Annotated in this window: 21 protein-coding genes and 1 riboswitch; of the genes, 11 read left to right on the forward strand and 10 right to left on the reverse strand. The window is 47.4% G+C overall.

Annotated features, from left to right (window positions below; all coding sequences use genetic code 11):
• The first annotated feature begins 3 nt into the window (after window positions 1–3).
• Together BN1080_RS07940 and BN1080_RS07945 are read left to right on the forward strand one after the other, a co-directional pair.
• On the forward strand, window positions 4–1,188 hold the full coding sequence (locus BN1080_RS07940) for an MFS transporter (RefSeq protein ID WP_052651514.1): 1,185 nt from the start codon (window positions 4–6) through the stop codon (window positions 1,186–1,188).
• Window positions 1,189–1,212: 24 nt separating this feature from the next.
• Window positions 1,213–1,911 (forward strand): YjjG family noncanonical pyrimidine nucleotidase, encoded by a 699-nt coding sequence (locus BN1080_RS07945; RefSeq protein WP_052651516.1) that lies wholly within the window; start codon window positions 1,213–1,215, stop codon window positions 1,909–1,911.
• Between the two features lie 56 nt (window positions 1,912–1,967).
• On the opposite strand, the gene msrA is transcribed toward BN1080_RS07945, so the two are convergent.
• A complete protein-coding gene (gene msrA / locus BN1080_RS07950; RefSeq protein ID WP_052651518.1) occupies window positions 1,968–2,504 on the reverse strand; it encodes a peptide-methionine (S)-S-oxide reductase MsrA in 537 nt (178 codons plus the stop codon).
• A 178-nt stretch (window positions 2,505–2,682) separates the two neighbouring features.
• Here msrA and BN1080_RS07955 point away from each other — a divergent pair, with 178 nt between their 5' ends.
• From BN1080_RS07955 to BN1080_RS07970, 4 genes are all read left to right on the forward strand, one after another.
• Window positions 2,683–3,630 (forward strand): LCP family protein, encoded by a 948-nt coding sequence (locus BN1080_RS07955; protein WP_052651520.1) that lies wholly within the window; start codon window positions 2,683–2,685, stop codon window positions 3,628–3,630.
• Between the two features lie 60 nt (window positions 3,631–3,690).
• Entirely contained in the window at window positions 3,691–4,878 is a 1,188-nt protein-coding gene (locus tag BN1080_RS07960) for an AI-2E family transporter (protein ID WP_052651521.1), read from the forward strand.
• A 61-nt stretch (window positions 4,879–4,939) separates the two neighbouring features.
• A complete protein-coding gene (locus tag BN1080_RS07965) occupies window positions 4,940–5,356 on the forward strand; it encodes a sporulation protein (RefSeq protein WP_052651523.1) in 417 nt (138 codons plus the stop codon).
• Window positions 5,357–5,422: 66 nt separating this feature from the next.
• Entirely contained in the window at window positions 5,423–6,241 is an 819-nt protein-coding gene (locus tag BN1080_RS07970) for a GNAT family N-acetyltransferase (protein WP_052651525.1), read from the forward strand.
• 200 nt (window positions 6,242–6,441) lie between these two features.
• On the opposite strand, the gene BN1080_RS07975 is transcribed toward BN1080_RS07970, so the two are convergent.
• From BN1080_RS07975 to BN1080_RS07990, 4 genes are read right to left on the reverse strand one after another with little or no spacing between them, the layout of a single operon-like run.
• Window positions 6,442–7,194, reverse strand: a complete 753-nt coding sequence (locus tag BN1080_RS07975) for an energy-coupling factor transporter transmembrane component T family protein (protein ID WP_234398946.1) — start codon at window positions 7,192–7,194, stop codon at window positions 6,442–6,444.
• Window positions 7,175–8,605, reverse strand: coding sequence for an ABC transporter ATP-binding protein (locus BN1080_RS07980; protein WP_052651527.1), 1,431 nt, complete (start codon window positions 8,603–8,605; stop codon window positions 7,175–7,177). Before BN1080_RS07980 ends, BN1080_RS07975 begins: the two co-directional genes overlap by 20 nt.
• Window positions 8,598–9,179: an ECF transporter S component gene (locus BN1080_RS07985; protein ID WP_052651528.1), complete on the reverse strand. Its 582-nt coding sequence runs from the start codon at window positions 9,177–9,179 to the stop codon at window positions 8,598–8,600. The genes BN1080_RS07980 and BN1080_RS07985 overlap by 8 nt, the downstream gene beginning before the upstream one ends.
• Window position 9,180: 1 nt before the next feature.
• Window positions 9,181–9,771 carry a YkoF family thiamine/hydroxymethylpyrimidine-binding protein gene (locus BN1080_RS07990; protein WP_052651530.1) on the reverse strand — a complete coding sequence of 197 codons (591 nt, stop codon included), beginning with the start codon at window positions 9,769–9,771 and terminating at the stop codon, window positions 9,181–9,183.
• Between the two features lie 89 nt (window positions 9,772–9,860).
• Window positions 9,861–9,966, reverse strand: a riboswitch (TPP riboswitch).
• 182 nt (window positions 9,967–10,148) lie between these two features.
• Between BN1080_RS07990 and BN1080_RS07995 the strand changes: the two genes are divergently transcribed.
• From BN1080_RS07995 to BN1080_RS08010, 4 genes are all read left to right on the forward strand, one after another.
• A complete protein-coding gene (locus BN1080_RS07995) occupies window positions 10,149–11,441 on the forward strand; it encodes a M48 family metallopeptidase (protein ID WP_052651532.1) in 1,293 nt (430 codons plus the stop codon).
• A gap of 177 nt (window positions 11,442–11,618) precedes the next feature.
• Window positions 11,619–12,002, forward strand: a complete 384-nt coding sequence (locus BN1080_RS08000; protein WP_052651534.1) for a Na-translocating system protein MpsC family protein — start codon at window positions 11,619–11,621, stop codon at window positions 12,000–12,002.
• A gap of 167 nt (window positions 12,003–12,169) precedes the next feature.
• A complete protein-coding gene (locus tag BN1080_RS08005; protein ID WP_052651536.1) occupies window positions 12,170–12,784 on the forward strand; it encodes a trimeric intracellular cation channel family protein in 615 nt (204 codons plus the stop codon).
• Window positions 12,785–12,862: 78 nt separating this feature from the next.
• Window positions 12,863–13,633 carry a DUF4240 domain-containing protein gene (locus tag BN1080_RS08010; protein WP_052651538.1) on the forward strand — a complete coding sequence of 257 codons (771 nt, stop codon included), beginning with the start codon at window positions 12,863–12,865 and terminating at the stop codon, window positions 13,631–13,633.
• 222 nt (window positions 13,634–13,855) lie between these two features.
• Here the strand turns inward: BN1080_RS08010 and BN1080_RS08015 are convergent, their stop codons facing one another.
• From BN1080_RS08015 to BN1080_RS08025, 3 genes are read right to left on the reverse strand one after another with little or no spacing between them, the layout of a single operon-like run.
• Window positions 13,856–14,932, reverse strand: coding sequence for a Gfo/Idh/MocA family protein (locus tag BN1080_RS08015; RefSeq protein ID WP_052651540.1), 1,077 nt, complete (start codon window positions 14,930–14,932; stop codon window positions 13,856–13,858).
• 17 nt (window positions 14,933–14,949) lie between these two features.
• Window positions 14,950–15,693 (reverse strand): ThuA domain-containing protein, encoded by a 744-nt coding sequence (locus BN1080_RS08020; protein ID WP_052651542.1) that lies wholly within the window; start codon window positions 15,691–15,693, stop codon window positions 14,950–14,952.
• 33 nt (window positions 15,694–15,726) lie between these two features.
• The gene (locus tag BN1080_RS08025; RefSeq protein WP_052651544.1) at window positions 15,727–16,887 is read right to left on the reverse strand and encodes a Gfo/Idh/MocA family protein; all 1,161 of its coding nucleotides are present in this window, start codon (window positions 16,885–16,887) and stop codon (window positions 15,727–15,729) included.
• A 239-nt stretch (window positions 16,888–17,126) separates the two neighbouring features.
• Here BN1080_RS08025 and BN1080_RS08030 point away from each other — a divergent pair, with 239 nt between their 5' ends.
• Window positions 17,127–17,792 (forward strand): DUF1643 domain-containing protein, encoded by a 666-nt coding sequence (locus BN1080_RS08030; RefSeq protein WP_052651546.1) that lies wholly within the window; start codon window positions 17,127–17,129, stop codon window positions 17,790–17,792.
• Window positions 17,793–17,857: 65 nt separating this feature from the next.
• Here the strand turns inward: BN1080_RS08030 and BN1080_RS08035 are convergent, their stop codons facing one another.
• Window positions 17,858–18,592 (reverse strand): Bax inhibitor-1/YccA family protein, encoded by a 735-nt coding sequence (locus tag BN1080_RS08035; RefSeq protein WP_052651548.1) that lies wholly within the window; start codon window positions 18,590–18,592, stop codon window positions 17,858–17,860.
• Between the two features lie 147 nt (window positions 18,593–18,739).
• The gene (locus BN1080_RS08040; RefSeq protein WP_052651550.1) at window positions 18,740–19,441 is read right to left on the reverse strand and encodes a DNA alkylation repair protein; all 702 of its coding nucleotides are present in this window, start codon (window positions 19,439–19,441) and stop codon (window positions 18,740–18,742) included.
• Window positions 19,442–19,731 lie beyond the last annotated feature (290 nt).

Here is a 19,731-nt window from a genome sequence, read left to right on the forward strand (position 1 = left end):
ATTATGGCTGCTTTGCAGAAGAAATCTGCGCTCGGCTTGATGGTCATGGCCATCTTTTTTGTGTCTTTGAATTTGAGGCCGGCCATTTCATCTGTCGGGCCGGTGCTTGAAATCATCCGTACGGATCTCGGCTTGAGCAATAGCCAGGTCAGTTTGCTGACGTCGATTCCGGTGTTTTGCATGGGCTTGTTTGCTCCGCTTGCTGTCGTCTTCAACCGGAAATTCGGGATGAAGCGTTCAGTGGCCTTTTTAATCGTGGTCATCGGCGCTTTGACTTTTGTTCGAGGTCTTGCTCCGACATTTGCCGTGCTGTTAGCCAGCTCGTTTTTTATCGGCTTGTCGATTGCAATTATCAGTCCGTTGATTTCTGCGATGATCAAACGGAATTTCCCAACGAAAACCACGTCTTTGATCGGCGTCTATTCTTTTGGTTTGGGTCTCGGCGCTACGTTATCAACCGGTTTTACCGGCGTTTTCTACACATGGACGGATTGGCCGCTCGCCCTTGCCAGCTGGGGAGCGTTGGCAGTCATCGCGTTAATCCTTTGGTTCCGGGTCAACGAACCGAAAAGCGATGGGTTGGAAGATGATTTAACTGTTGGCCCGGGGAATTCTCCATGGAAAAATCGCCGCGCCTGGTACATGCTGGTGTTTTTCGGCCTTCAATCGGCCTTGTTTTTTTCGATGATCACGTGGCTTGCGCCGATTCTCATTGAAAAAGGAATGACGGTATTGGCTGCCAGTGCTGTGCTCACCGTCATGACTTCCGTTCAATTGGTCGGGAATTTATCGATTCCGGCGCTTTTGGCGAAATTTCCGAGCCGTTTGTTTTGGACGATGGTCAGCCTTCTTTTCGGAGCATCTGGCATAGGGCTTCTCATGATGGATCAGTTAGTGCTCGCATGGCCAGCAGCCGTTTGCCTTGGCTTTACGTTAGGCGGGTTGTTCCCCATAGCCCTGTTGATGCCGCTTGATGAAAACGAACGGGCGGACGATGTAAACAGCTGGACTTCGATGATCCAAGGGGGAGGGTATATCATTTCAAGCATCATGCCGTTTAGCGTCGGCTTCTTTTACGACCGATTCGGAAGCCACGATTTGACCTTAGTGCTCTTTATGAGCTATATCGTGCTGCTCGCTCTATTCGCCATTCTCTTAAGCAAACGAAAAAAAGCCCTCACAACTTGAAATCGCGTAAAGGAGAAATAAAAGATGAAATATGAAGTGGTTTTATTTGATATTGATGATACCTTGCTCGATTTTCCGGCAACTGAAAAGGCAGCTTTACATAATACTTTTATGGATTATAAAATGCCGACAGGCTTCGCAGATTATCATGCGAGCTACCGTGAAATCAGCAGCGTTCTATGGAAGGATCTTGAAGAAGGAACGCTTACTTTGCCGGAACTTGGCGTCGAACGGTTTCAGCGTTTGTTTGCCCACCATGAAGTGGCAGTCGATCCGCAGCTTTTCAGCCAATCGTATTTAACGCATCTCGGCAACGAAACGCATTTGATTGAAGGGGCAGTTGAGCTATGCCATTCCCTTGAAGGTTGCCGGCTCGCCATCATCACAAATGGATTTGGCCAAGTCCAGAAGATGAGGCTCCAAAATTCACCGCTTGCCGATCTTTTTGAACACATTATCGTGTCGGAAGAAACCGGATTCCAAAAACCGCAGCCTGGAATTTTCGAGTATGCATTTGGAAAGCTGGAAGGGGCAGAAAAAGAGAAAGCATTGATCGTGGGAGATTCCCTTTCTTCAGACATCCGGGGCGGGAACAATTACGGCATTGCAACTTGCTGGTTTAATCCGCAGCATAAGAAAAATGAAACCGGGATTAAGCCAACCTATGAAATCCATTCCTTAAAGGAAGTGGAAGGAATCGTCAAAGGGCTGGCCGACGAGTAATTATATAGAAGAAACAGGAAAACGAGCTGTTCCAAATTGGAACAGCTCGTTTCTTTTTACTGATTCACTTTGTCTTGCTCCCAAACTGCATCAAGGAATTCATCGCGCCCGGATTGTTTGCGGTCTTCCGTATAATGGTCGGGATTTTTTTTGTAGAAATCCTGGTGGTAGTCTTCTGCTGCATAAAACGGAGCCGCATCGAGGATTTCCGTGACCACGGGCTTCTTGAAACGGCCGCTTTCATCCAGCTCGCGTTTTGTCTTCTCCGCCAATTCGCGCTGTTTTTCATTATGGACGAAAATGGCCGGACGGTAGGAAGAACCGCGGTCCTGGAATTGCCCTTCATTGTCGGTTGGATCGATTTGCTGCCAGAAAATTTCAAGCAGCTGTTCATAGGAAAAGATTTCAGGTTGGAACGTGATTTCCACAACCTCCAAATGCCCGGTTGTTCCGGACTTCACTTGCTCGTATGTAGGGTTTTCTACATGGCCTCCACTATAGCCGGAAATGACGCGTTCAATGCCGTCAAACTGGTCGAACGGCTTGACCATGCACCAGAAGCAGCCCCCTGCAAATGTCGCTTTTTCAGTCATATCGTTTTCTCCTCTCATTTCTAGGTGACAATTTCTTCTATTCAAAGCAGTTAATGAAAAAATCTTACCACTCCCACTGTTTTCGCACAATAAATATGTTTATACTTATGAAACAGAAACCTATTTAAGCGGTTAGGCGTCTCATGTAAGGTACGATTCAGAAAGGAACGTGTAGAGTATGGAAGAAGAACGCCAACAAGCCAGGAGAGGCCGGCGCAAGAAAAAACGGTTCCGCCTCCGTGGACTACTTTTATTGTTATTCATTGCCATTCTAGCGATAGGGGCATACGTGTTTATCCAATTTCAAAACGGCAGCAAGCTCGCTGAAAATACAGAGCAAATTCCGGTGACATTCAACGGCGATCCGGAAAACGACGAATTCGAGAATATTTTAGTGCTGGGCATCGACACACGCGGAGAAGAAAAATCGCGTACGGATACGATGATGCTCATGACGCATGATAAACAGACGGATGAAGTGAAATTGACTTCGTTCATGCGGGATATTTACGCAGACATCCCGGGCTACCAATCATATAAACTGAATACCGCTTATTATTTAGGCGGAGTGGACTTACTGGCTGACACACTTCGCGGCATGTTCGGCATCGAGATCCAGCATTATGCATTGATCGACTTTAAAAACTTCGAACAGCTGGTGGATATTGCAGCACCGGACGGCGTGGAAATTGAAGTCGAAAAAGACATGTCTGAAAAAATCGGCGTGTCCTTAACAAAAGGCACGCATCAATTGAACGGCAAGGAACTTCTTGGCTACGCCCGCTTCCGAGCGGACAATGAAGGCGACTTTGGCCGTGTCCGCCGCCAGCAGCAAGTGCTGTCTGCGATGAAGGAAGAACTGATCAGCGTGTCGGGGATTCCGAAATACCCGAAACTTGCAGGGGCGGTCCAAGGATATATCCAGACGGACATTCCTTCAACAGACCAAGTGAAATTGGCAATGCAGCTGGCTTTGAACGGCGGCAGCGACTTGGACCGCCTGACGATTCCTGTAAAAGATGGCTATAGCTACGGATCTTATTCCCATGCGGGTTCTGTTCTGGAACTGGATATGGAAAAGAACAGACAAGCTTTGTCCGAATTTTTATCCCAAACTCTGAAATGAATAGTCTGACAATATGTTAAACTGATAGATAGAGAAATATTTCAGAAAGTAGGAGTGGCAATGGAACCGGAAAAACAATCTTTTTTTTCGACGAATTTTATTCGCTTTCTAGGTGGAACGAATACGCTTTTCACTTTGATTGCCCTTGTACTTCTCGGATTGGTGATTTTCATCTTCCGGGAAGTCTCTTTCATTTTCAACCCTTTAAGTGTTTTCATGAAAACGGTCGTGCTGCCAGTCGTACTGGCACTGATCCTGTATTATTTGCTGCGCCCGATTCTTCGGCTATTGGAAGGATTTCGAATTCCGCGCATTTGGGGGATTTTGATCATTTTCCTCGGGCTCGTCGGACTGATCACCTTACTAGTCGTATTGGTATTTCCGTTCTTGAAGACGCAATTCCAGAATTTGATCATGGAATTTCCGAATTACTTCATGCAGCTTTTAACCGATCTGGATGCTTTTTTGCGGACATCCTACATCGGCGACTATTATACGGGTTCAAGCTTTGATATTGAGCAGTTGGTGGCGACGCTGCCCGGCAATATTACAGACACGCTGCAAAACACGGTAACGACCATTATTTCCGGAGTGACAGGGTTGATCTCGACGATTACGTCCGTTATCTTATCCATTGTGATTGTTCCGTTTATCCTTTTTTACCTGTTGAAGGACGGGGAGAAGCTTCCGGAGTATTTCGTGAAGCTGCTGCCGCCTCGTTTGCGCCACGATACGCGTGAAGTGCTGTCGGAAGCAGATAAGCAATTAGGCGCATATATCCAAGGACAAATCATTGTCGCTTTCTGTATTGGCGTCATGATCTACATCGGCTTTCTCATTATCGGCATGGATTATGCACTGCTGCTTGGGGTTCTCGCCATGGTCACGAGTGTCGTGCCGTATCTTGGACCGGCGATTGCCATTACGCCGGCAGCAATTATCGCATTGGTGACTTCGCCGTTCATGCTGGTGAAGCTTGCGATCGTCTGGACTGTGGTCCAATTGGTGGAAGGCAATTTGATATCGCCGCAAGTCATGGGGAAAACGATGTTCATCCATCCGGTGACGATTATTTTCGTTTTGCTGACAGCGGGATCCCTATTCGGCATAGCCGGAGTCATCTTGGGGATACCGATGTATGCCCTGGTGCGCGTATTAGTGTCGCATCTGTACAAATTATTCAAACGGCGGTATAACCGCCATGAACCGGCTCTTGAAAACAAATACGACTACACCGAGCTGAACTAGCAGTTTGAGAAATTAATGGCAGTGGTATAGAAAGATTATTAAAAGTTGGGGGTTTCCATGTATGAATTTCAAACAATTTTTATCTTCTATCGGCATTGGTTCGATGCAAATCGACACTGTAGTTGAAAGGCCGCATTTAGACGAAGGCGAAACCTTGAACGGCACCGTCTATTTCACCGGCGGGGAAAGCGACCAGGAAATTGACTATATCGAGCTGAATGTGTTGAAGCAAATCGAGAATTACCGGGAAGACAGCGATTTTGACATCATTGAACATACAGTGGCCAAGCAGACGTTGGAGTTTGCAGGCTCTGTAAAATCAAAAAAAACCGTCATGCAGCAATTTGAAATTGTTCCGGACGAACGCTGGATACTGGATGCGCCAAAAGCAAAATTGATTTTGCGGACGGTCGTCCACATCAAAAATGGAGTCAACGCAAAAGACGAAGATGAAATCACCTACGGAGTACAGGAATAGCAAACGAATAAAAGCACATGAATTGTTCCGGCAATTCATGTGCTTTTTTGATCGGAGGAGAAAAAGATGGCAGCCATCAATAATCTTGCTTTGGCAAAAGCGATAGAAGAATTGAAAATCGATGGAACGAAAAGGCAAATGGATATCCATAAGCAAAACGCTTCTTCTTATAATGGGAATTATATGGCAGCAGAAGGGAAAGGGATAATTTTTTATACGCCGTCGTACTGCTATGGCCTCGGATTCGGCTTTGACGACACGGTGTGCGAACAAGATCTTAAAGCGATCGAAGCAGAACTCGCTGCACGGAAGATTGCGCAGCATCTGCACTTGGAAATTACCCCTTTTTGCAACGAAGCTTTTATTCGCGTGTTGCAAAATAAGGGCTATACATTCGACCATTTTCTTTCCGTATGGATCCTGGATACCGAAACATGGCAAGAACCAGCCCGAAATCCGGCTGCAGAAATTGTCACAGTGGACGAGTTCCATTCTTACGATTGGGCCTGGACAGTGGCTCTCGGCATTTCAGGGGACGAAACAGCTACGGAAGAAGCAATGGAAGCGGTACGCGCATTTTGGGAAGTGTCCGGCAATACAGCTTTTCTTTTAAAAGAAGGGAAGGAATACGCCGCAGGGGCGACGATCGCCATCAAAGGAAACCTGGCAGAGATGTTTTTAACCGCTACACTTCAAGCTTATAGGGGGAAAGGCTATCAAAACCGGCTCATTGAAGAACGCATCCGGTTTGCAAAAGAGCAGGGCTGCCGATACATCACGGTAACGACGAAGCCGGGAACTTCGTCTGCACGCAATATGGAAAGGAACGGCTTTGCCTTACTGTATCAACGAGCCATACTGAAAAGCCCGCCATTGACAAAATGAGCGGGTTTCTGGTTTTCAAATGTAGAAAATTACATGAGGGTCATTTATTTGAACAAAAGAGTAAGCAAAAACAGGAAAAGGCTGTCGAGAATAAACACAAGAGCGTTTTCACAAATACTTGTAATAAACTACATAAGGATATTTTAAAAAACAAAAACCAGCAGCAAGAAAAAGAGAGCCTCAAAAGAAGCCCTCAAACATCAAAACCAATATCCAGCAGAACAGCTGGCAACCAGCAAAAGAAGAAAAACTGCTGTCATGGCTGCATCCACTTTTCTAAGCTTAATTACCTCGAAATAGTCAGATCTTGCTTCACCAGTAAAACCCCTTGCTTCCATCGCAAACGCGGAACGCTCCGCATTCCGGACAGCACCGGCTAGCATCGGAATCAAGATTCTTCGCATGCCGAGCAGGCGGCGCAGTGCATTTTTTTCAAGTTCAGCGCCGCGGAGCCGATGGGCTTGCTGGATTTGCTGGAATTGATCTTTCATCACGGGTAGGAATTGATAGCCAACGAGAACGCCGTAGGCAAGTTTTGGAGACAGTTTCAATTGCTGCATCAAACTCATGATGAATTTCACCGGATCGGTTGTAAAAGCGAACATGAGTGAGAGTGTAGAAAATGCCATGACTCGGAACGCGAGCGACAAGGCGGTTTGCAACTGTTCAGCAGTCACTTGGAATTCGAGAAATGACCATACAACGTCGCCGTTAGTATCGGCAGCAAATACGATGGTCGTCCATAAATAGCCAAAAGCGCCTAACGCAAAGGGCAGCATGAACAAGGACCAGGCCTTCCAGTTCACTTTGCTCATGAACACTTGCAAGAGCAGAACGCCAATCCAAAAAATGAATGGTGTCCACGGATTAAAGAAAAAGGCGATGGCAAACATCGAAAGGGCCACCAAGACGAACTTTAGCGAAGGGTTCATGTCATGCAAAAGATTCCGCAAGCCGTCCAGCTCCTTTCGGTGGAAGCAAGTGATGTTCAGCGAGCAATTCGCCATGATTCCAAACATCTTGAGCAGGATATTTTCCTGTCATTTTTCCGTCTTTTATCAGCAGGACAGAATCGGCAAGGCTCTCAGCAAACTCCATATCGTGTGTGACGATCAAGAAAGTGACTCCTTCATCCGCCCGTTCCGAAATCAGCCGATGCAATTCGAGAAGTGCCGCAGCGTCCTGCCCGGAAGTGGGTTCATCCATCAGAAGGACTGTGCGGCGGTCGGCAAGCATCGCACCGGTCGCGACACGGCGTTTTTGACCATGGCTCACTGAAAACGGATGGGCGTTTTCAATTTCTTTCAAGCGGAGGCGCTCCATTAAATCGTTCAATTGGGCTGAAGAGGCAATGCCTGAAAACGCCAACTCTCTTACTACAGTTTTTTCCAAAAATAGATACTCGGGAGACTGCGGCACGAATCCGATGCCGGGCGATTGAATGCTGCCCGCATCAAGCGCATAAATGCCGCACAATGCTTTTAATAATGACGACTTTCCGCTGCCGTTTGGCCCAGCGACAATCATGATTTCGCCCCGGTTTGCGGTAAATGATAAGCCGGATAAAAGTTCTTTTCCGTGGGCTTTAACTGCCATTCCGTTGACCTTCAAAACTGTTTCTGGAACCATCGTCGAAGCCCGTTCCGGCAATAAAACAGGGGGATGAGCTGTAGCTAATTTATCGCCAATTATAGAGCCGGAACGATCCAATTGGATTTCTCGGCTGAAAAAGGAATCCCATAAATCCAGCCGGTGCTCCACACCGACAATGGTCAAATCCAATTCATGCTGCAGACGGTCGAGCCAGAGGATGAATTCTTTTGCAGTCACCGGATCCAAATGTGAAATCGGTTCATCCAAAAGCAGCACTTCAGGCTCCATGATCAATGCACAAGCAGCAGCCACTCGCTGCTTCATTCCGCCGGATAAGGATTGGATCACTTCGTGGCGAAGAGCGGACAACCCGGTCAACGCCAAAACCTCCGTTATTTTTTGCTTCATCATTTCGCGCGGAACATGCAAGTTCTCCAGCGTAAAGGCCAGTTCTTCCTCGACAGTCGGCATACAGAACTGGGAATCGGGGTCTTGAAAAACGGTCGCAATCCGATGGTTGATTTCACCAGGCGCATATTCTTCAGCATCTTTGCCAAAAAGCTGGAGGCTTCCTGAAATTATTCCATCGCAGTTGAACGGATATAAGCGATTCAGCAAATAGACCAGCGTGCTTTTTCCGCAGCCGCTCGGCCCTGAAATGACAACGCGTTCGCCGCGGTGAATATCAAAAGATAAATCGGTTAAAGTAAGTTGTTCGTCATCAGGAAAACGGAAACGGACATTTCGAAAAGAAAAAATCGTCTCATGCACGGGCATCACCCTTCGTTGAACGGGAAATCGCATAGCCGCGAAGCGAACCGGTCGCAAGCAGCCCGTCAGAGATGAATTTCCCGCCGATTCCCGCAATGGCCATGCCGCTGATCACGCGAAGCGTAAACATCAAAGCGACAAAGGAAGGATCAAGCGCGGCATAGCCGGAGATGAAATAGCCGTAAACAAAACTGAAAACGGCCGAACCGGCACCGGCAAGCATCAGCACCGCAAGATTGAAATGCTTATAGCCGGTTAGTGCAAATGCGGCTTCTGCGCCTAATCCTTGAACGATGCCGGACAGAAGAAGGCGGGGGCCGACCGCATTCCCGAGCAGGACTTCAATTGCCGCAGCCATCGATTCCGATAGGACGGCTGCACCGGGTTTCCGGATGATGTTCATGCAGATGATGGAAACGATGAACCAGATGCCGAACATCCATTCATAAGCGAGGGGTCCGATCACAGCGGCCCAGATGTTCGAGACATGGACGAACACTAGGTAAACGATGCCGAACACGACCGCAAACAAAGACATCAATACCACTTCTTTTAATTTCCACGATTTCAGCATTTTATTTGCCTCCGTGGGAAGGACTGTTGATGCTCATCGAAACCGTCATGACAAGGTGGCGATGCTCCTCAGAACGCGCATTTGCAAATGCTTCTTCGTAAAAGGCAAAGACGTCATGGATGTCGCCGTGGATGCCGCTCGCGTAATGCATCGAGTCGTTGAAGACGCCGCGTTCTTTTGCCCGGTCAACTTCCCGGTAAATGACCGCCATGTAATCCGGATTGTTCATCGGATAAAGCGCAAATTGCGAAGAAACGTATTGCTTCGTCGCATCCGTATTCAACAGTTCATCCGATTTTTCCAAATACACATCTCCTGCCGAATCGCCAGGGCAGCCGATGGAAAACGTGCCGGAAAGTGCCACGTGTTCACCAGTTTTCGCCGCATGCAAGGCAAGCGCTTTTGCGACATTGAAGACGTGATTCTGTTTTCCCCGAATGACGGTCGAGACGTCGTCTGTGTGCATCCAAACATTTGAGGTATCGGTTTCGTTCAGCGCCCCTTTGATGATTTTGATGAAATCGCCAGTCATCGGATGAAGCGAAAAGCGAAATCCGACAATCGGGCTCGTGCCGCATTGCAATGGTTCCATATTGAATTCCTCCTAAAAATGTACACAAAAAAGGCCGCATCCGTGAAGATGCAGCCATAATCTACAAATAATTTCAAAAGGAATCATTTCAGAAATGCGCCGCACTTCCTCACGCAGGTCCTAACCTGATCGAGTTATAAGGGATCGAAGCTTGCGCTTGCATCTCAGCCATAATGGGCACCCCTAGTGCAGTAAACGGTATGCGGTTTTTGTGGGCCGGGTTTGCCCGGTTGAGTTCAGTGTAGCGGATATGAATAAATAAGTAAAGGCCAAAAGATCTAAAAAGGAAAGGGGAAGATACTCTGAATTCAAGTATTTCTTTCCAAAGTAATGTGCTATTATATGTAAGTTATTCCATTAAGAAGGGAAGAGGATTATTGGACAGGTCAGCAATTCAATCGAACAGGGAAACCATTTATTTTATCATCAGCTTAATCTTTAGCATCCTGGTTTATGTATTCGCCATCATTTCCGTCGTCGGCATTGCCATCGCACTTATTATTTTTGCTTTCATGCTTTTTGCCAACGCGATGATGTTGGGATCCATACGCGGAAACGGCATGCGGATCCACGAACGCCAATTTCCGGATGTCTACGAGAGAGTGCAAATTCTTTCAAAAGAAATGGAGCTTAAGAAAGTTCCGGAAGTTTTTGTGATCCAATCAGAAGGTGCATTGAACGCCTTTGCGACCCGCTTTTTCGGGCGCGATATGGTCGTTTTGTATTCGGAAGTGTTTGAACTGGCACGCGAACAGGGACAAGCAGAACTCGATTTTATCATCGCGCATGAACTGGCACACGTAAAACGCCGCCATGTCTGGAAGAACCTTTTGATTGTGCCAGCCGGGTTTATTCCATTCCTGAGCCAAGCGTACAGCCGCTCATGTGAATACACGTGCGACCGGCATGCTGCTTTTGCCATTCAGAACGCTGCAGCAGCGAAACGGGCGCTGACGCTTCTTGGCATCGGCAAAAAAATGTACACCGAAGTCAATGAAGAGGCATACCGCGAACAGATTTCGACCGAATCAAACGGCATCGTCTGGTTGAGCGAAGTGCTTTCTTCGCACCCGCTCTTGCCAAAACGCATTCAGGCGATCCAGCAATTTGAAGAGAGCGATGCCCGGGTCTATACCCAGAACACCGGAAGAATTGCTATCGGCGCCGCGCTGATTTTTGCAGGGATCATGGGCGTTTATTTTGTCAGTATCGCTCTTTTTGCTGGTGGGACCTTAGTCTATTCTCAATTTCTAAGCGGCTTTGATGATGCACTTTATAGCGACGAAGGGTTTTCCGTTGAAGGGCAAACAGCGCTTATTGCGGCCGCGGACGAAGGGAATCTCGTTGATGCGGAAGCGGCTATAGCGGATGGCGACGATGTGGATGCTGTCGACTCCGGCGGTGCCTCCGCCTTGATGTATGCCGTCTATAACGGCGACAGCGAAATGGCTTCACTCCTCATTGATGCGGGAGCCGATGTCAATACGGAAGACGATTACGACACAGCAATCGGCACGGCCATCTACTACGAAGACTATGGGATGGCACAGCTACTCTTTGAGAGAGGTGCGGACCCGACCATTGCAGGAAATGACGGCATGTCAGCCATGGATTATACGGAAGCGTCAACGGAAGCTGAGTTTGCGGATTATTTGACAGCAAATAACTGAGTCTGCAAACTTTCTGCAAAATGTGAAAAAAGTGAACCTGCCGAAAGATTGGCAGGTTCTTTTTTGCTTAGAATGTGGCATATCTTTAATATAGTGGTATACTGTTTAAATGAAAATTGGCAATCAATTTTTAACAAATTAGTCTAAGATCATATAGTTAGTTGAAAGAAGGTTTGAGTGATTACACTTTCAATACAGCAGCGTGAACAGCAGTTTGCTAATTTAGTTCGTGCTTATCGGAAAAAACATGTGGGCAAAGGTCCTGAAAAAATAAAAGTGACGTTTCAAAACAATTGGGCCATCGCTCATATGAGTGGCAGCCTAAGTCCAGTGGAACATTTTATGATTCAGAACGAAAATGGGAGAGATATGATTCGGCAGGCTCGAACGCAGATGATCAAGGAGCTGTACAATCAAATTCCCCCCACTGACATGGAAGAATTGGTTGGTGCGAAATTCGAGAAGTTGTTTACAGATATTCATGTCGAGGACGACGAAGTGATTTCGATATTTGTTTTTGATCAGCCGATTGATGAGCAGTTAAAAACGAATTGCATATAAAAAGCGGCGGATTGGGATAAGGTACGCAAGTGCAATTAACTAACCACCATTCTACAGGTTAACCATACCTGTAGAATGGTGGTTTTTGTATTTTTAAAAGTTCACAATAGACTGACATTAGCGAAGTATTCATGCGGGGTCGAGTTGAAAAATTGGAGGAATTGGGCGTGTTTTGGACGATTTTAATCATTATTGGAGTAACCGCATATGCTGCCAGTGGAGCGCTGGTGGCCATTGAAGCGGAATTTTCATTTGTCGGCGTATTTGTATTGGGATTAACGACTGCTTTTGGGGGAGGGACGATCCGGAATTTATTGATCGGGGCGCCGGTTTCTGCTCTATGGGAATCACAGACAATTGCGATTGTGTTTGCGACCCTCGCCATCATTGTCCTATTGCCCTTGAAGTGGACCCAGCACTGGAAAAGGTGGGGGCTCTTATTTGACTCGATTGGACTCGCCACTTTTGCGCTGCAAGGTGCGCTGACGGTAAAACTTGTTAATGGCCATCTCGGTCTCATGCTATTGGCTGCAATGTTCACGGGACTTGGCGGCGGGATGATCCGCGATCTACTAGCAGGCAAAAAACCGCTCGCGTTAAAAGAAGAGATCCACGCTGTATTGGCGATGTTCTGCGGCGTTTATGTCTGGCTCGGCTGGACTTCGCCGCTGCTGTTGACCCTTGCTGTTTTCATCGTCGTGGGCATTCGGATGCTAGCAGTGAATTATGGTCTGCGTTTCATGTTTTTCCGCTTCGGAAGAAAAGAGCAAATCGAGAATTAACGAAAATAAACCATCGATTTTACCAATGCAAAGTATGTTACCCTTGAGTGAAGAATATGCGAATAAAGGTGGAATCACATGGAAAGGTCACTTGTCTGCATCACTGCATTTTCCAATAAATTTTGGAAAATTAAAGTGCAAGGGAATATGTTTATCGTGTCTTACGGAAAAATCGGAACGCAAGGCTCCATTAATACGAAAGAGTTTTCTTCGGAAGAACATTGCCTGCGAGAAGCGAATAAGCTGATCCAGTCAAAACTGAAAAAAGGCTACCGGGACCAGGGAGAGGATAGCGGTCAAGCCATGCAAATGACTGAAGCGGAATTTTGGCGGCTAATCGATGCCGCCCATCAAAGGGGCGACTACATGGAAGAACAGCTTGAATGGCTTACAGCGTATTTGTCGAGAAAATCCATCCGTGAAATCGTTCATTTTGATATTCAATTCAATCGGGTTTATCAAAAATCGTATACGTCCGATTTGTGGGCTGCAGCCTATATCATTATGGGCGGCTGTTCAGACGATTCCTTTGATTATTTTCGCGCCTGGCTCGTGTTCTTAGGGAAAGATGCGTACGAAAAAGCGTTGGCCGATCCTGAGAGCATCATGCCTTATTTGGGAAAAGAAGAAGATGTACCGGAGTTTGAAGATTTGCTGACGTGCGCGACGATTGCGTTTGAAGAAAAGACGGGGCTTGAGCAAGAGGATTACCTCGAGATCTATTATTCGCTGGCAGATGAAAAGCCGGATCCGGAAATTGACTTTGACTGGGATGAAGATGACGAAGAAACCTTGAGCCGCAAGTTTCCGAAGCTATGGGCGAAATACGGGGAATATCCTTTAGGATAATAGGGTCGAGCTGCTGATTGGATTTCATAAAAAGAAAAGAAGTTTATAAAAAAGTCAAAAAACCTCCGGTGTTCTGGAGGTTTTTTAACTTTGTTGAAATAGATAGACCATTCATAGAATGAAGGGCCAGCACCATGAAAAATCCTTTTTTCTTCATATAGAGTCAACCCTTAATCATTCTGTCTTAAACTATGCTTTCGCTTGATTAAATACTTTGCCATTTCAAGGCGCTGCATCCGGTTTCTCGCAGCTGCTTTCCATTTCGTAATAAACGCCTTTCTGCGAAGAAATCAGGAAACCGTGCATCGCTTCCAGCACATGCATAGAAAGCTTTCCGCTCGCCCGGTGCTTCTGTCCGTTCAAAATAGCGTCGGCCATGTCCGCGACACCGAGCCCGCGTTCGTTTTCCTGCAAATCAGAAACCAGCGGGATGTCGGTGAAATTCTCTTCCCCTTTTTTCCTTATCCGCACTGGGCCGCCGAAGGTGTTCGGATCCGGAACGAGCAGGGTGCCTTCGCTGCCGTAGATTTCAATGGGCGGAAGGGAAGAGCCGCCAAAGGCATCAAAACTTGATGTCAGCGTACCGATAGCGCCGGATGCAAAATCGATCGTCCCGGCTATATGGGTTTCAGTCGAAACAGTGATTTTCTGTCCGGCGTTTGGTTCGCTGGTGACGGTTCGTTCCGGATAGCTGATGCGGGCGGATCCCGCAATTCGTTTGATCGGGCCAAGAAGGGCAATCAAAGCGGTCAGGTAATAGGGGCCCATGTCAAATAGCGGACCGCCGCCTTTTTCGTAATAGAAAGCGGGATTCGGATGCCAATGCTCGTGCCCGCGTCCGATGACAAAAGCCGACGCGCCGATCGGACCGCCAATTTCTCCGTTTTCAATCAGCTGAAGAGCGGTCTGGATGCCGGCCCCCAAAAAAGTGTCCGGGGCGCTTCCGACAGCCAACCCTTTTTCAGCGGCTTTGGCTAACACGCGTTTTGCATCTTCGAGATCGATCGCCAATGGTTTTTCGACATATACATGTTTGCCGGCCTCCAAGATTTGAAGCGAAACTTCCGCATGGACTTTCGGCAGCGTTAAATTGATGACCATATCGATTTCTGGATCATCCAGCAATTCCTGGACGCTGCAAGCTTTCGGAATTCCGAACTGTTTGGCTTGCGATCGAGCGCGTTCTAAATCCAGATCTGCACAAGCTGCTAACGTTAAATGGTTGTAAGCCGGGATATTTTCCATGTAAATGGAGCTTATGTATCCGCAGCCGATAATGCCGACCGTAAATGGCTTCATCCTGATCCTCCTCGATGTTATTGGCTGTCGCCCATACCGGTATAAATTTGAGTATTATCAAAAGCATTCCGGTTTTGATGATTCGGTTCACCGTAAAGCTCTTTTCCTTCTGCGGCCCATAAAAAGCCTCTTTTCATAATAAATGAAACTTCAGGCATTGCGACGATATCCGCTACGTGCCCAAGCGAACTGTAGAATACGCGCCCGACACCCCAACGCTTCGTCCAGACCACTGGCATATCTACGGCTTTATTCAGGACATGCGGCCCGTGAGCTACCGGAAAGCGGGTAGTGGCCAGCACTTCGACGGCCGGGTCGACATGCAGGTAGTATTGTTCGCTGATGACTTTGAAATCGTCAAGGCCTTCTAAAATCGGACTCGAAGATTGCTTAATATTGACGGTATACTCAATGCCGTCGTTTCCTGGATGAGCCACCCAATTGCCGCCGGTCATAAACTGCCAGTCCACATTTTTCCGGAAAGAATCACACATGCCCCCGTGGCTTCCAGCGAGCCCGACACCGCTAATGACCGCTTCCGATACATTCCGCACATATTGAGGGTCGATTTCTCCCATCGTCCAATGGGGCACAATTAAGTGAAGCGCTTTCAATTTTTCGGGATCTGCATAGGCTTCCAGTGAATCGGAAATCTCCACTTCGAACCCTTCCGAGACGAGCAGTTCTTTATAGATACCTGCAACTTGCTCGGGTTCATGACCATCCCAGCCGCCCTGCACAATCAATGCTTTTTTCTTCAAAGTTGTTCACTCCTGACTGATAAATTACTTCTGTTAAAGGCTTGCCACGTCAATCCATGTTCGTTCTTTTATTGATTGTTCCACCGCTTCGAGCACTTGCTGGCATTTAACCCCATCGTGAAAGTTTGGGGAAGGCAGCCGATCCTCTTGAATGGCATCCAGAAATTCAACAAAAGCATGGGTGAAGGTATGCTCATATCCAATCGGATGCCCCGTTGGCCACCATACGCCTGAATACGCGTGGGCTGAATCGGTTGCGAGCACGCGGCGGAATCCCTGGACATCTTCTTGGTCATCAGTGAAATACACCTGCAGCTCATTCATGCGCTCAAAGTCGAAAATGACGCTGCCTTTGGAACCGTTGATCTCAAATGAATTGGTGCTGCGATGGCCGCTCGCAAAGCGGGTCGCTTCAAAACTGCCGAGTGCGCCGTTTGCAAAACGCGCCATAAATAGCGTGGCATCATCCACCGTGACCGGTCCTTTTTCTGCTGCTGCGCCGCTTGTCGCAGATAGAGCGCCTGAGTCGCTTGGCAGCGGCCGTTCCTTGATGAAGGTTTCGCTCATGCCGATGACTTCTGCCATATCGCCGATGAGGTAATGCGCCATGTCGATGAGATGGGCTCCTAAATCTCCGTGTGCGCCGGAACCGGCGATTTCCTGCTGAAGGCGCCAAGCAAGAGGGAAGTCCGGATCAACCAGCCAGTCTTGCAGAAACCACCCCCGGAAATGATAAATATCGCCTAACCGCCCTTCGTCGATCAATTTCTTCGCAAGGATCACTGCAGGGGCAAACCGGTAATTGAATCCGACCATGTGCTTTATGCCTGCACTTTCGGCCGCTTCGAGCATTTCACGGGAATCCGCCAATGAAAGGGCCAGCGGTTTTTCACAATACAAATGTTTGCCGGCCTGAGCTGCAGCTATCGCAATTTCTTTATGGGCATTGCTCGGGGCATTGATATCGACCACGTCGATGTCTTCCCGGGAAACAAGTGTTTTCCAATCAGAGCTGGATTCCGCCCAACCAAATTGGTGAGCAGCGGATGCGACTGCCTCTCTATTTCGTCCGCAAATCACTTTCATCGCAGGGTGGAGGCGGTCGGGAAAGAACATCGGCAGCGCACGGTATGCATTGCTATGTGCTTTCCCCATAAATTTATAGCCGACCATCCCAATATTCAACTTCTTCATTTGCACATCTCCCATCTTTGTTCAATTGTTAAACAAACACAGTTTCATTGTGCTGAAAAGTTAATATTCTGTCAAATTTTAATTCATAAGTTGTTTATTTGAATAGTTTTTTAAATTGATTGTGAACGTATGTTCCTTATGCTACTATGAACTTACTTACATATCAGATGGCAGATTCCGTTGCTGGCCATTCAAAAGACGCTTCTTCAATTAAGAAAATAAAGTTGGGGAGGAATTAGATGTTTCTGTCAGGAAAAGAGTTGGAGTCCATTTATTCGACTGAAGGAACTTTCTATGATTTGGAGGTGGATGGCCAGCGCCGCCTTTGCCGGAGCCTTGCAGCAATCCGCAGAAGGAATAGGGAAGTGGAGCGGGTAAATGCTTTACTGGTGCTGTTGAATCCGGGGAAGAGCCTGCCGCTTTCAGGAGTAGAATCGATTCCGGTATTTCGCGGGAAAGTGGAGATGCCTCCATTGGTTCCGGCTGTTCCCGATAATTCGCTGCATCAGCTGATGCGGCTAATGGAGCGAATGGACTGGGACGGGATCAATGTCATCAATCTGACGGACATAAGAACAGGGAAGTTTGAAGAGTATTGGGAAACGCAGCAGTTGATGGGTCAACAGGAAGATAACCGCCATACTATTTTTTCGAGCGGCCGGCATCATGAGCTGCAAAATCAGTTGCAGCAGGCAGATGCGGTCATTGCGGGATGGGGAACCAAATCGGCAATCGTTCCGCAAGCTTCGGAAGCCTATCGAATATTAGCGGCACACGGAAATGTACAGGGGCTTGCCTATAAGAAACAGCCGCTTTACTACCATCCATTCCCGTGGATACTGAATAAATGCGTGAAATGGCTCGACGACATGGAAAGTCAATTGAAGCAAGCAGCCCATGTGTAGCTGTTAATATTCTTTGCACAGCGCCATGTTAAAGAAATAGAAAAAACGCCCAGTGGGCGTTTTTTTTATCGGCTCCGGATTTTCGATAACAGCCGAAGAATTTCGAGGTACAGCCAGATGAGCGTCACAAGCAAGCCGAATGCCCCGTACCATTCAAAGTATTTCGGCACGCGTTTGGCTGCTGCATTTTCGATGTAGTCAAAATCCAGCACGAGGTTTAATGCAGCAATAATGACAATTACGGCACTGATCGCAATGCCGATCGGGCTTGCTTCGTGCAGGTACGGGATTTGAAAACCGAAAAAACTGCCGATGAAGGAAATCAGGTAAACGACAAAGACAGCGCCGGTAGCCGCAAAGACCCCCAGCCTGAAATTCTGCGTGACTTTGATCAAACTGGATTTATAAGCGATCAATAAGCTCAATAACACCCCGATGGTCAATAGCACAGCCTGGAACACGATTCCGCCAAATTGGACTTCGTACTGAGCGGAAATCGCTCCGATGAACAGGCCTTCCAATAATGCATAGATCGGTGCGGTGATCGGAGAAATTTTAGGAACGAAAATGGTAATTAAAGCTGTGATAAAGCCGCCAATCGCCCCGATCAGGATTAACGGAGTTGCACTTGCCGGATCGTGGAGAAATTGATTCCATGAATAGACACACGTAGCCAATACCAAAAGCAGGAGAATGAAGGTTTTATTGACCGTCCCTTGAATCGTCATCAACCGGCCATTATCCTTTGAAGTGGTGCGGATAAATTTGTCATCTTTTAAACTTGGGTTGCCGCTTCTCATGTTATCCCCCTATCTAAAATTGTACTCAGGGTCCATTATATCTTTTAATCGTCAAACCCTGTTAATGAAAGCTGCTTTTTGAATGGTTTTGAAAAGAAAGAAACCCATCACCTTGCCGCAATGGGCAAGTGATGGGGAAGGTGAGTGTCAGCACCGCACATATTTCCGTTTGAACCCGAGCTGGCCCCGGTCCACCGCTTTTTGGATGGCTTCAGAAGCAAGCAAAGTGCTGCTTTTTTTCTCGTCTTTGCGGATTTCTACCGGACCGACGGCTGCAGCCGTTTCCACTGCTTTTTCATGAAGCGGTTCGAAGGAAATCGCGGTGGTCAAGATGAAATTGTTCAAGGATACTTTGGTGCGGTCTGGTGCGTCGTGGATCTGTTCTTTTGCTTGGTCAAGCATTGCGGAAAGTTTGTTTTTGTCGAACGCACTGTCCGGCCATCTCCCGAGCAGCCAGCAATAGCAGCTCCAGCCTGCAGACCTCTTCAGTTCCTCGCCGCTCGCTATCCATTTATCCGCCAGTTCCTGGGCAAATGGCGCTTCTGCCAAAGAAACAGCTACTACATAATCGGACAGCATGAAAAAATAGGCGTCTTCCATCCAGCGGTCAAATTCTTCCGGTGTTTTCATGTCAGAGATCACGCCTGCAAAATACATGGCATCGAAGTTGCCGGTAGCGTAAAGTTCATCAGCTAAAGCCTGGTCTTTCTTGATTTTCTTGGCAAGCGGCTTCATTGCGCCTGTAGCGACACCGAAAAGCGGCTCCCGTGCACCGTTGCTGAGGTACCTTTTTTTCGTGCGTTCTGTGCCCAGTGCTTCCAGTTCTTTTAATACGGTATCCCGATCCATTTCCGTCGCATCCTTTCGTTTAGGTAGATAATATAATGTCGAAATAGCAGAACGTATATTCGTTAGTTTACCACAAAATTCATTGATTTCGATCTATTCCAATGGAATTATTGCAACAGAGAACCGTAAGAGATCTTATCTTGAATTCGAGGCATATAAATTGTTTCGGGCACGGGGGAGGAGTAAAATTAAAAGCAGCTACCCGGATCGTTTCATTTTCATCCGAGAAGTGGTTTGCGACGGAAACAATAGGGAATCAAGGACATTAAGCAATAGATTTAAGTTGAGGA

This window comes from Planococcus massiliensis, assembly GCF_000821325.1.
GTDB lineage: Bacteria > Bacillota > Bacilli > Bacillales_A > Planococcaceae > Planococcus > Planococcus ruber.